The organism is Mycobacterium sp. NPDC003323, assembly GCF_053589535.1.
In genome coordinates this window covers 14,197-26,085 of the sequence record NZ_JBSFSB010000009.1, presented here as the reverse complement: position 1 = coordinate 26,085, position 11,889 = coordinate 14,197, and the positions used below count along the sequence as shown (strand labels likewise).

Genomic DNA, 11,889 nt, shown 5'->3' with positions numbered 1-11,889 from the left:
GTGGCTCCTCTCTACAGGTGACCGGCGACGGCGCCGATCTGCTGGGAATGGCCGTCGGCGGCCTCGCGCAGGGTGTGCTCGTTGAGGCGGATGGTCTCGGCGATGCGTCCGAGGGCGGCGTGCAGCGCGACCGATTCGGCATTCCACCGGTCGACCACCTCGCGGAACCGCAGCGCCGCCGCGCCACCCCACACCGAGGCGGGCACACTGCACATTCGTCCGATGAACGCGCCGAGCATGGCTCGGACCTCCTCGTTGCGGGCGTCGATCTGACCGGATACCGCGTGCATCAGTTCCAGGTCGGTGTTCAGAGCGGGCATTGGCGATGTCCTCCTCATTTGGTGGTTATGGGATTAGACGCAGCGGGTGCCGGATCGGTTCCACCGTTTTCCGAACCGTCCCGCCGGCGCGCGGACCGGATGGCCTCATCACAGTGGCCGCGGATCAGATCGGGCCGCTGCGCGGGCTGTTGGCAGCCGATGGCGATGCGGACGGGACCGTCCACGAACACCGCCCAGGTGATCGCGCGCCCCGTACGGATCTCGGTGTAGGCGGCCACTTCTCGGCCCGCCACCACGCGGGGGTGATCGAAATCGACGAACACACCGGCCGGTTGCGCCGCCAGCGTGGCGGCCAGCACCGCGGCCCAGTCCGGCGCCACCGGCGATTGGGTGAGCAGGATCGCGGCATCCGGGTGCTCCGGCGATGTCAGCTGCAGGCGGGGCGATCCACCGCCGGCAACCACGCGCACCGCCGACCACGAGTCCGGAACCCGCACGGCGACCGCCCCTTCGGTGACCAGTACGGCCGGCGTCGGTTCGACATCGGCGGTGGTGCGCGGGACCAGGAAGCCGGCGACCGGCAGCGCAGCGGCCGCCAGCGTCGCAGCGATCCGGTGCGTGTGGCGCCGCGGCGCCCGGGCCGGCGGAGTGGCTTCCCGTAGCAGGGTGTGATCGTCGACGACGGTGACGGCGCCGCCGCGGGAACGCACGCGTGCGGCGACGGCGGCGGCCAACTGCGCCGCTCCGGGCACCCCGAGTGGGGCATCGACCAGCACCGCGACGGCCGCACCGACCCGCGCCATGACCGCCTCGGATGTCGCCGCGGTGTCCCCCAGCCGCGGCACCGCCTGACCGGTCCGGCCGGCGTCATGGACGAGGACGAACTCGGCGGCGATCTCCACGACGGTGTGACCCGGTGCCGGGTGGCAGTGATGTCGTTGTCGCACCACGTGACCTTTCCCCGGCGCGGCCCGCCGGATCCGGTCGATGCGGGCCGGGTGCCACCAGCCCGGACAGATCAGCACCTCCGGTGGTGCGCCGCCGGTGGCGGTCCGCAGGACGGTGCGCCACAACTCGTCGACGTCGACGAACCGGGCGTCGACTATCGCGTAGGGATCATCGATTGCGGCGCAGGCGGTCTCGGCCAGATCGGCGGGCACCGGCCGGGATCCGTGTACCGTCCCCGGACCGGCCACCACGACCGTCACGGTGGCTCGGTCCAACCGACCTGGATCCGTTCGTCGGGGTGACCGCGCCGGATCAGGATGGCGCGCCCGGGTGGCAGCACCGCCGGTCGCGCCGTTCCGAGCAGCACGCCGTCGTCGGCGCCGGCGCTCATCATCAACCCGGCGGCGCCGAGTTCGCGCATCATCGCGGGTACCGGGTTGAACAGCGCCCGGGCCGCTCCCCCGGCGCGGCGGGCTATCACCACGTGCAGACCGATATCGCGGGTGTAGGGCAGAAATTCCAGCAGGGCGGCGAGTGGATCGGTGGAGCCGGCAAGTAGCTCGTAGTCATCGACCAGGAGATAGATCTCCGGTCCGGTCCACCACGAGCGGTCCCGCAATTGCTGCTGGGTGACCTCGGCGCCGGGGAGGCGGGCGCGCAATGTGTCGACGAGCGAGAGCACCTGCGTCTGCAGGATGTTCGCCGAGATGGCATACCCGCCCAGATGCGCGGATCCCACCGCACCGAGCATGGTCCGCCGCACATCGGCCACGTACAGCCGTACCCGATCGGGCCCACCGGCGCGGGTCAGCTGGGTGCACAGGGCGCGCAGGGTCGCGGTCTTGCCACACCCGGGGTCACCGAGTACCAGCAGATGGCCGCATTCGGCGAAGTCGACGGTGACCGGCCGGAATTCGCTGTCGTCGATACCGATGACGACGGCCGACGGTGTGCATCCGGTCGAGGGCAGGGTCGACAGCGGCAACATCGCAGGCAGCAGCCGGACCGGTACCGCGCGCCGCTGCGGGTGCTGTGCTGCCAGCGCGGCGACGGAGCTGGCCAGGTCCGGCCCGTGCAACCGGGGCAACGCCAGCATCGCCTCCCGGCCGTCGCGGGTGAGCGCGGTGCCCGGCGGGCGGTCCGACAGCCGGCGGGCGGCTCTGCGGTCCATCTCCGATTCACCGGGTTCGCCCAGACGCAGCTCGATGCGGGTGCCGAGCTGGTCCTTGAGTGCGGGCCGCAGCTCGGCCCATCTGGCCGCAGTGATGACGACGTGCACGCCGTGGGCCAGCCCGTGCGCCGCGATGTCGGTGATCGCCTCCTCGAGACCGTCGCCGTCGGAACGCAGCGCCGCCCATCCGTCGACCACCAGGAACACCTCACCGTAACCGTCTGACCCGTAACGGTTTCCGGACTGCATCCGCCGTCGGATCAGGTGCTGCAACGAAGCGACGGTACGGCCGATCAGCTCTCGGTCGCTGCGCCCGGCGACCACCCCGACGTGCGGCAGTTCGCGCAGCCCCGTCAGTAGCCCACCCCCGAGATCCAGACAGTAGAACTGGATCTCGGTCGGATCGTGTCGAGCGGCCAGGCCCAGCATCAGCGTGCACAGTGCGGTGGACTTTCCGGATCGGGTGGCACCCACCACCGCGACGTGTCCGCCGGCACCGTTCACATCGACGATCAACCCATCACGTCGCTGCGCGAACGGGTTGTCCACCAGTCCCAGCACGGTGGTCAGCGGCGGCCCGTCAGCGGCCGGCATCTCGGCGAGGGCAGGTGCTGCCGGCAAGGGCGCCAACCAGACCGGGTGGGCCCGTGCGCCCTGTCCGGCCAGCCGGTCCAGGGCCGCGCCCAGCACGGTGCGCTCCGATGGGTCGGGTGCGCGCGTCTCCTGAATCAGGGCCGTGAACCGTTGCACGGTCGGCGTATCGCCGCTCGGGGGCGGCTCGGTGAGTGGACCGGACACGTACGCGGTGCGCAACCGGACGAGATCGCCGTCCGCCGTCTTGAGGTAGGCCGCACCGGGGTCGCTGGGAAGTTCGTAGGCGTCCGGGACGCCGAGAACCGCGCGGGACTCCGCGGCGGAGAACGTCTTCAGACAGATCCGGTAGGACAGGTGGTTCTCCAGTCCACGCAGTCTGCCCTCGTCGAGGCGTTGGCTGGCCAGCAGCAGGTGCATTCCGAGTGATCGGCCCAGCCGACCGACCGCCACGAACACCTCGGCGAAATCGGGATGCCGGCTGAGCAGTTCGGAGAACTCGTCGATCACGATCAGCAGATCGGCGAGCGCCGGCAGGTGATCGCCGTGCGTGCGGGAGCGCCGATAGTGCGCGACGCTGTCCACGCCTGCCGTCCGCAACAGCTGCTGACGGCGGTGCATCTCACCGGTCAGGGCGTCACGCATCCGATCCACCAGATGAGCGGCATCGGCCAGGTTCGTGATCACGGCGGCCACATGGTGCACGCGTTCGAACCCGAGGAACGTCGCCCCACCCTTGAAGTCGATCAGCACCAGGTTGAGCTCGTCGGAGGTGTGGGTGGCGGCCAGCCCGAGGATGAGCGTGCGCAGGAACTCCGATTTGCCCGAGCCGGTGGCTCCCACGCACAGCCCATGCGGGCCCATCCCGCCCTGGGCGGCCTCCTTGAGGTCCAGATACACCGGCGCGCCGCGGTTCTCGGTGTCCGCACCGGTCCCGATGGGTACCCGCAGCCGGCCGCCGCGACCCGGACGCACGGCACCCGGGTGGTCGATGCCGAGCAGACCGGCCCAATCCGGGGCGCCGTCGGGACCGGGTCCGCCCGCGCGCCATCGGGCCAACCGCCGCGCACAGATCAGCGCCTGCGCCTCGGTCAGCGCATCGGTGTCCGGCCCGGCCGCCAGGCTTCGGTCGCCGGACGCGCCGAGATGCAGCACCGCGGTATCGGCGCCCTCGGGGGCGGGGCCGTCATCGTCGATGACGAGCACGGTGCGCGCCGCGCCATGGCGTGCGCCGTGGTGCGGTAACCATTTCAGCCAGTCCCAGTGACCATCGGCGGGTCGTGCCACGATCCGCACGTCGGCGGGACTGTGCAGGACGGCGACCTGGCAGATGATGGCACGCGCCAACGCTCGTACCGCCTCCCGCTGCCCGGTGATGCCCAGGTGCCCATCGAGGTCGACCGTGACGGGAAGCGCGGGGACGACCGACCACGCCGCCAACACATCGTCGAGTGCGGTTTCGGTGACGGGATCGGGTTCACCGACCGGGTCTCCGTCGGGCACGGTCAGCGGGGTCGCCAGCACGGCCGGCCCCAGGCCCACCCGGACCGAACAGAAGTCGGGATCGGCGCGGCGCCGCTCCCACATCCGATGCCCGCCCACCAGGGTCCACAGCGTCACCGGGTCGGGATGCGTCCAGCATCGCTGTGCGCGTTGCGCGGCGGCGGTACGGGCGGCGTCATCGGCCACCGCGTCCAGATAGCGCAGGTAGTCGCGCCGGTTCGCGTCGAGATCGCCTGCACCGCTGCGCGCGCCGTGGGCGAGGCTGCCCAGCACCGATACCGCCATCAGCACCGGGAACAGCAGATACATCGGGCTGCGGGTGGTCGAGATGCCATCGGCGGACAGGTAGAGGATCATCATGGCGCCGGCGGCGACGAGCATCACCACCGGCAACAGCCGCGCCAACGGACCGACCGGCGGTGTGCGCGCTATCTCCGGCGGCCTGCGCACCTGAACCGACCCCGACGGTGCTTCCGGTGCCGCGGCGCGGCGGTCCCGCACGAACTCCATTCTTGTTTCGACGCGACGGGACGCCGTTCGGTTCCATCGAATTCTGGTGCGCAACAGCGGTCTGCGGGCCGGTTAGGGTGTCCGCAGGGAATGTAGCGGGGGGCTGCGATGGATGATCCGCTGTGTCGGGTGACCGTTCAGTGTGCGCGCGACGCACGCGCCGTCGATCTGATGCTGCCCCGGCACGCCCGGCTCGGTCTGCTGGTGGCCGACATCGTCGGCATGGTGGTCGATGAGGAGCCCGGGACGCACGGGTGGCGGGTGGATCGGCTCGACGGCGTCCGGTGCGACGAGTCGGTGAGCCTGCACGACAGCGGTGTGCGTGACGGCGACGTCATCGTGCTGGCCCCCCAGAGCGCGGTGAGCCCCGGTCCGCTGCACGATGATGTCTTCCGCGCGCTGACGCAACCCGTGGACGGTCCACCCGTCGGACCGCTACCGGCCGCCGGCTGGACCGCCGCGGGCATGGTCGCGGTCGCGGCGCTGATTCTCTCCGGGCTGTTCGGCGGCCAGACTCTGCTGGCGGCGATGATCGCGGTCGGTGCCGCCCTCGGCTGCCTGACGGTGAGCATGCGCACCGGACATTCGTCGGCTACCTGCCTGTTCATCGGATTCGGCTGTGCTGCGGCGGTTCTGGTGGTTCCCGGTCCACCGGGACAGCCACACCTGCTGCTCACCGCCGCGGTGGGCGGCACCGCGGCCGTGGTGTCGGCGCGCATCGCGGGCGCGGACACCCGGTTGTGTGCCGCGCTCGCCACCTGCGGTGCGTCGCTGGCGGTGGTGACCGCGGCGGCATCGGCGTTGTCGGTCGATATCGCCGGCCAGGGCGCCGCGACGGCGGTGGTCGCACTGGGCGTGCTCGGCGCCTCGGGGCGGGTGGCGTTGGGACTGGGCAAGATACGGCCGAGACGCGGCGCCGCACCGGGTGTGGTGGTCCGCGGCCGACACCTGCTCGCCGGTCTGGTGACGGGCAGTGCGGTGGCGGCCGCCGCCGGTCTCGCCATGGTGGCGGCGGGTTGTCTGCACGGTCGGGTGCCCTGGTCACCGGCCGCGTTGTTCGGCGGGATCGTCAGCGCGATCCTGCTGCTGCGGATGAGACTTCATGTCGATCCGCGCTGCCGCGGGGCGCTCGGGTGGTGCGGGTTGGCCGGCGTCGCGGCGACGCTCGTCCCCGTGCTGGAGTCCGCACCCCGGCATGCCGGATGGCTTGCCGTGGCGGTGTTCGCCGCAGCAGTGTGGTGTCACGTCAGGGGCTCGGCCACCGATCCGGTGCTGGCGCGCACCATCGAGATCGTCGAGTACGGCCTGTTGGCAGCCGTTGTGCCACTTGCGTGCTGGGTGGGCGGTGGGTACGACGTGGTGCGGTCGGCGAGCCTGGTGTGAATGGGTTGGCCCGGATGGCCGCGGCGGTGCTGCTGACCGCCGCGCCCGTCGTCTTCGCGATCCCCGCCGGTGCCGTGGGCCCGCCACCGGTGGATCGCACCCTGCTGCCGCCGCCGGGACCGGCGACCCCACGGGTACCGACCGAACAGGACCGGCCGTGTGTGTCCCCGCCGTCCGCCGGGTCGCCCACCCCGATGACACGTCCCGACCTGCGTGCCGCGTGGGAACGCACCCGCGGCGCCGGTCAGGTCGTGGCCGTCATCGACACCGGGGTCGCACGGCACCGCTCACTCCCCCACCTGATGCCGGGAGGTGACTATGTGGCGACGGGCGACGGTACCGACGACTGCGACGGACACGGCACCATCGTGGCCGGGATCATCGGGGCTGCACCCGATCCTGAGACCGGATTCAGCGGCGTCGCACCGGATGTCACGATCGTGGCGATCCGCCAGTCCAGCATGATGTTCCGCGCCGCCGACGGTGGCGGGGGCGGCGGGGTCGGCGATGTCGAGTCACTGGCGGCGGCGGTGCGATCCGCCGCGGATCAGGGTGCGACGGTCATCAACATCGCGTCGGTCGCCTGCCTGGATTCCGCGGCCGATCTCGACGACCGGATGCTGGGGGCGGCACTGGCCTACGCGGTCGACGTGCGCAACGCGGTGGTGGTGGCCGCGGCCGGCAACGTCGGTGGGCGAGGTACCTGTCCGCGGCAGAATCCGGTGCCGGACGCCGGCGCGGTGGGTGCTCCGGATTGGGATCGGGTCGACGTCGTGGTGAGCCCGAGTTGGTATGACGACCTGGTGCTCACGGTCGGCTCGGTGGATGGCGACGGCCGGCCGTCCCGATTCAGTCTGGCCGGTCCGTGGGTGGACGTGGCGGCACCGGGTGAGGCGGTGCTGTCGCTGAGCCCGACGGGCGAGGGCCTCATCGACGCGATGCCGGGAGAGCAGTCACCGCAGCCGATCTCGGGGACCAGCTACGCCACACCGGCGGTGTCGGGGGTCGTCGCGCTGCTGCGGTCGGTGGCGCCACAGCTGACGGCGCGACAGGTGATGCAGCGCATCGAGAGCACGGCCCGCAGGCCGGGTTCGGGGTGGGATCCGGTGGTCGGGCACGGTGTCGTCGACGTGCTGGCCGCGCTGGACGGGCTCGGCGGACCGGCACCGGCCGTCACGCGCCGGGTGGCTGCGGGGGAGGCTCCGACCACGCCGGACACCGGCCGGGTGGCGGTGATCGGAGCGGCGGTGTGCGCGGTGATCGCCCTGGCGGCCGCAATGGCCCCGTCGAGGTCCTCACGGCGCCGCCACGCTGTCGCGGACGAGAGTGGCTCGGTCGATGGAGAGTTCGGGGCCGCGCGGGAGTGAGGCCAGCACGGGCCACGGCGCGCCGACCGGTACCTGGGGCAGGCCGAGGGCTTCGGCGGATTCGTCATCACCGATGCCGAATGCCACGCCGGCACCGGTGATCAGATACCGGGGCCCGTTCATCGCACCATCGCCGGCCACACCGGCGGCGTGCGCATAGACACTGTGCCCAGCGGGCACGATGACCGCGTCGAGGTGTGGACCCGCGCCGTCGGCCTGGACGAGTTCGATTGAATCCGGCTCGTCGGCAGGGGTTTTCGCGGTGAACACCGCGGTGTCGGGCACCCGGCCGGTACCGGTCCACATCCACCGGGCGCACAGCACGCCGTCGAAGTCCGCACCCGCCGGGGTGGCATCCACCCGCAGCGGATCACCCTCGGGAAGGATGTCGACAACCGCCCGCGAAACATGCAGCGGAACAAGACCGTCGAGCCGGAAGGCGGTCACCACCGCACGATCCCGCATGTCGACCGCGACGCGATACCCGTCGTGCAGCAGGTAGGTGCGGTTGGACCCGCGGGCGGTCACCAGGACCGGCGGCGCACCCCGATGATGCTCTGGCGCACCGATGCTCAGCACCGTTCGCCGCCGCGGACCGCCCTCGCAGACGGTCCACGCGAGCTGCTCACCGGTCAGCACCGGGTCGAGGGTGCCCGGCGCGCCCGGGATACCCATCATCGGACCGGTTCGGGCATCGGCGATCATCGCCGCGCTGACCAGTCGCGGCTGCGCGGGAGTGCGCGCGATCAGCCTGGCCGAGGCCAGGTTCAGCGCCGGGTGCACGGTGTCGCCGACCCGCACGTACACCGCGCCGGACTCGCGCACCACCACGATGGGGTCCTGCCCCAGCGTCCCGTGCGGTCGAAGCAACGCGAGCACCGCGCACACCGCCAGCGCGATCGCCGTGATCGCGACACCACCGGCCAGTGCTCGGCCCTGGCCGCGGATGGGATCGTCGAGCATCCGGGTGTCCCGGCACACCAGCGCGTATTCCATTCTGCGCGTCAGGAAGCGGTGACCGCTGACCTGTTGCCGTGTGACCGACCGCCGTCCCATGCCGAACCCCCGACTCTCGACCCTAGCCGGGGTGCCGGACGGTCCGGTGCACGAATTTTCAGTCCTTGGCGCGTCGTTCCCGATACGCCGCGACATGCTGGCGGTTACCGCAGTTGCCGGTGTCGCAGAAGATCTTCGACCGGTTCCGGGAGACATCGAAGAGCGCAGCACTGCAATCGGGCGCGGCGCACAGCTTGAGCCGTCGCAGTTCGCCGCCGCGGATCAGGTCGGCCAGCGCCATGGCCATCTCGGCGCCCATGCGCTGGGCCAGCGGATCGTGGATGGACGCCAGGTGCAGATGCCATTCGGGCATCTCGGCGTGCCGAGTCAGCCACGGCGAGGCGTTCGTGTCCGCCAGCAGCGCGTTGACCTGTCCGACGGTGCGCTCCTCGTCGTCGGCTCCCTCCCACAACCGGCCGAGCCGTTCCCGAAGTCGGTGCACCGCGGCCAGCTCGGCGGCGTCGCGGTCGCGTCGGCCGGTCCAGCCGAACTCGTCGAGGTAGGCATCCAGCCCGTCGAGGTCGGCGAAGGCGTCGCCGTCGACGCGATCGCTGTTGATCAGCACGCAGGTAGCGCGCAGTGTGAGTTCCGTGTCATGAGTGAAAATCATTTGACGCATGACTCCCGTCGCCGATAGCGTCATGTGCAATATCCATTTTACTCATTACAACCCGGAGTGCCTCATGACGGCGATCGACGCGCGCGCCACGAATCGGTTTCGGATCGGCCTGCTGTTCGCCGTCACCTCTGCCTTCACCTTCGGGATGTCCGGCCCGCTGGCCAAGGCGCTCATGGAGGCCGGCTGGACGCCGACTGCCGCGGTCACCGCCCGGCTGGCCGGCGGCGCCCTGGCGATGGCCGCATTCGCCACGTTCGCCCGACCGGGATGGGTCCGCGAGGCGATCGCCCACCGCGGCACGGTGATCGCCTACGGCCTGATCCCCATCGCCGGCGCCCAGCTCTGCTACTACAACGCGGTCTCGCACCTGTCGGTCGCCGTGGCACTGCTGCTGGAGTACACCGCTCCCATCATCGTCGTGGCATGGCTGTGGGCGACCACCCGCCGCCGGCCCGCGGTCATGACGCTGGCCGGTGCCGCGCTGGCCGTCATCGGGATCATGCTGGTGCTCGACGTCTTCGCCGGCGCGCACATCAACTCGACGGGCGTGGCCTGGGGCCTGGCGGCCGCGATCTGTGCGGCCTGCTATTTCATGATGTCGGAGAAGGCCAGCTCCGACGGCACCGGCCTGAGCCCGATCACGCTGGCCGCGGCCGGCCTGATCGTCGGTGCGCTGGCCGTCGCGGCACTCGGGATCTCCGGGGTGATGCCGTTGCGGTTCACCGCCGCCGACACCATCGTCGCCGGCGCCACCGTGCCGTGGTACCTGCCCGTCATCGCCCTGGCAGTGATCCCGACCGCGATCGCCTACACCCTCGGCATCATGGGCGTGGCGCGGCTGCGTCCCCGGTTCGCCTCCCTGGTCGGGCTGTCCGAGGTGCTGTTCGCCGTGCTCATCGCGTGGGTGGTGCTCGGTGAGGCCATCTCGCCGACCCAGGCCATCGGCGGCGCCGTGGTGCTCGTCGGGCTGGCCCTGGCCCGTCAAGGGGACCGTTCCGATGAGGTCGCGCAAGCCAATTGGCCCGAGGTACCCCCGCCGGCGGAACGGCCGATTGCCCATACCTGACGATCAAATGTGAAGATGTTGATCGTGAAGTTGCGCACGATGGCCGCGCTGGGCTCGGCCCTGGTCTCCACCCTCGCCGTTCTGGCCGCCCCCGCACCGCTCGCAGCGGCCGAACCGGCGTGCTCGGATGTCGAGTTGATCTTTGCCCGCGGTACCAGCGAACCGCCCGGCATCGGTCGGGTCGGCTTTGCCCTGGAGAACGCGCTGCGCCCCCAACTCGGCGGCCGCACCCTGAGCACATACGGGGTCAACTACCCGGCCACCTACGACTTCTTCCGCGCCGCCGACGGCGCCTTCGACGCCAGCGGGCGCGTGGCCTACCTGGCCCAGAACTGCCCCAACACCCGCGTCGTGATCGGCGGCTACTCGCAGGGCGCGGCCATCGTCAGCATGCTGGTCGGTCTTCCGCCGGTCGGCGACCGGATCGGCGATATGGGCTCGGCGCCACCCCTGCCGGCCAATCTGGCCGGCAACGTCGCCGCCGTGGTGGGCTTCGGCAACGCCGGCGCCAAGTTCGGGCACCCGCTGACCGCGGCGGGCCCGCCCTTCAGCGGGCGCGGCCTGGACCTGTGCGCCGACGGGGACCCGATCTGCTCGCGCGGGCGCAACCCGTTCGCGCACACCCGCTACGAGTCCTCCGGCTTCATCCCGCAGGCCGCCGGGTTCATCGCCGGCCGGGTGTAGCTGCGACGGGACTTGTTTAGCCCGCCTTCGCGTTATGATTTGGCGTGCGCATTGATCTTGTTCGTCGCTGCTCGGTCCTGCTCGCCGCCGTCGCCACCGCGGCCGGATCCCTGATCCTGGCCCCGGCGGCCGCCGCCGAACCCTCCTGTCCCGATATCGAGGTCGTCTTCGCCCGCGGGACGAACGAGGATCCCGGACTGGGCCGCATCGGCAACGCCTTCGTCAACTCGCTGCGCGGCAAGGTCGGCGGCCGGTCGGTGGGCACCTACGCGGTGAACTACCCCGCCAGCTACGACTTCCTGGCCGCCGCCAACGGCGCCAACGATGCCAGCGCCCACATCCAGTGGATGATCAACAACTGCCCGAACACCCGCCTCGTGCTGGGCGGCTACTCACAGGGCGCTGCCGTCATCGACGTCATCGCCGCGGTGCCGGTGCCGGCCATCGGGTTCAACGCGCCGCTGCCCCCGAACACGCCCGCGCATGTCGCCGCGCTCGCGGTGTTCGGCAACCCGTCGGCGAAGGTCGGCCTGCCGCTGACGGTCAGCCCGGTGTGGGGTTCGCGCTCGATCGACCTGTGCAACCCGGGCGACCCGGTGTGCACCAGCGGCGAGGACGTCGCGGCGCACCGCGCCTATGACGGCGGCCCCGCCGATCAGGCCGCCAGCTTCGTCGCCGGTCTGCTCTGAGCGACCCCGTACACTTTCTCT

The 11,889-nt window shown here is 71.3% G+C and carries 10 protein-coding genes; 5 read left to right on the top strand and 5 right to left on the bottom strand.

What is annotated here, in order from left to right:
• Positions 1-11: 11 nt before the first annotated feature.
• Genes ACWDUN_RS19725 through eccCb form a run of 3 tightly spaced genes read right to left on the bottom strand, consistent with a single transcriptional unit; the run spans position 12 to position 5,004 of the window.
• Positions 12-320 (bottom strand): WXG100 family type VII secretion target, encoded by a 309-nt coding sequence (locus ACWDUN_RS19725; RefSeq protein WP_449931620.1) that lies wholly within the window; start codon positions 318-320, stop codon positions 12-14.
• A gap of 14 nt (positions 321-334) precedes the next feature.
• Complete coding sequence (locus tag ACWDUN_RS19720) at positions 335-1,489, bottom strand: type VII secretion-associated protein (protein ID WP_449931618.1); 1,155 nt, start codon at positions 1,487-1,489, stop codon at positions 335-337.
• A complete protein-coding gene (gene eccCb / locus ACWDUN_RS19715; protein ID WP_449931616.1) occupies positions 1,486-5,004 on the bottom strand; it encodes a type VII secretion protein EccCb in 3,519 nt (1,172 codons plus the stop codon). The genes ACWDUN_RS19720 and eccCb overlap by 4 nt, the downstream gene beginning before the upstream one ends.
• 129 nt (positions 5,005-5,133) lie before the next feature.
• Here eccCb and eccD point away from each other — a divergent pair, with 129 nt between their 5' ends.
• On the top strand, positions 5,134-6,387 hold the full coding sequence (eccD, locus tag ACWDUN_RS19710; RefSeq protein WP_449931614.1) for a type VII secretion integral membrane protein EccD: 1,254 nt from the start codon (positions 5,134-5,136) through the stop codon (positions 6,385-6,387).
• 14 nt (positions 6,388-6,401) lie between these two features.
• Complete coding sequence (gene mycP / locus ACWDUN_RS19705; RefSeq protein WP_449931852.1) at positions 6,402-7,754, top strand: type VII secretion-associated serine protease mycosin; 1,353 nt, start codon at positions 6,402-6,404, stop codon at positions 7,752-7,754.
• On the opposite strand, the gene eccB is transcribed toward mycP, so the two are convergent.
• On the bottom strand, positions 7,683-8,810 hold the full coding sequence (gene eccB, locus ACWDUN_RS19700) for a type VII secretion protein EccB (RefSeq protein ID WP_449931612.1): 1,128 nt from the start codon (positions 8,808-8,810) through the stop codon (positions 7,683-7,685). The genes mycP and eccB overlap by 72 nt on opposite strands.
• Positions 8,811-8,868: 58 nt before the next feature.
• On the bottom strand, positions 8,869-9,420 hold the full coding sequence (locus ACWDUN_RS19695) for a CGNR zinc finger domain-containing protein (protein WP_449931610.1): 552 nt from the start codon (positions 9,418-9,420) through the stop codon (positions 8,869-8,871).
• Positions 9,421-9,493: 73 nt separating this feature from the next.
• Between ACWDUN_RS19695 and ACWDUN_RS19690 the strand changes: the two genes are divergently transcribed.
• Genes ACWDUN_RS19690 through ACWDUN_RS19680 form a run of 3 tightly spaced genes read left to right on the top strand, consistent with a single transcriptional unit; the run spans position 9,494 to position 11,868 of the window.
• Entirely contained in the window at positions 9,494-10,495 is a 1,002-nt protein-coding gene (locus ACWDUN_RS19690; protein WP_449931608.1) for an EamA family transporter, read from the top strand.
• A 15-nt stretch (positions 10,496-10,510) separates the two neighbouring features.
• On the top strand, positions 10,511-11,179 hold the full coding sequence (locus ACWDUN_RS19685; protein ID WP_449931606.1) for a cutinase family protein: 669 nt from the start codon (positions 10,511-10,513) through the stop codon (positions 11,177-11,179).
• A 44-nt stretch (positions 11,180-11,223) separates the two neighbouring features.
• Positions 11,224-11,868, top strand: coding sequence for a cutinase family protein (locus tag ACWDUN_RS19680; protein WP_449931604.1), 645 nt, complete (start codon positions 11,224-11,226; stop codon positions 11,866-11,868).
• The last annotated feature ends 21 nt before the right edge of the window (positions 11,869-11,889 follow it).

What these genes read in the sequence shown, in the direction of transcription:
- eccB (WP_449931612.1), bottom strand. Translation starts at nt 8,810, where the DNA reads ATGGGACGGCGGTCGGTCACACGGCAACAGGTCAGCGGTCACCGCTTC.
- ACWDUN_RS19695 (WP_449931610.1), bottom strand. Translation starts at nt 9,420, where the DNA reads ATGATTTTCACTCATGACACGGAACTCACACTGCGCGCTACCTGCGTG.
- ACWDUN_RS19685 (WP_449931606.1), top strand. Translation starts at nt 10,511, where the DNA reads ATGTTGATCGTGAAGTTGCGCACGATGGCCGCGCTGGGCTCGGCCCTG.
- ACWDUN_RS19690 (WP_449931608.1), top strand. Translation starts at nt 9,494, where the DNA reads ATGACGGCGATCGACGCGCGCGCCACGAATCGGTTTCGGATCGGCCTG.
- eccCb (WP_449931616.1), bottom strand. Translation starts at nt 5,004, where the DNA reads ATGGAGTTCGTGCGGGACCGCCGCGCCGCGGCACCGGAAGCACCGTCG.
- ACWDUN_RS19725 (WP_449931620.1), bottom strand. Translation starts at nt 320, where the DNA reads ATGCCCGCTCTGAACACCGACCTGGAACTGATGCACGCGGTATCCGGT.
- mycP (WP_449931852.1), top strand. Translation starts at nt 6,402, where the DNA reads ATGGCCGCGGCGGTGCTGCTGACCGCCGCGCCCGTCGTCTTCGCGATC.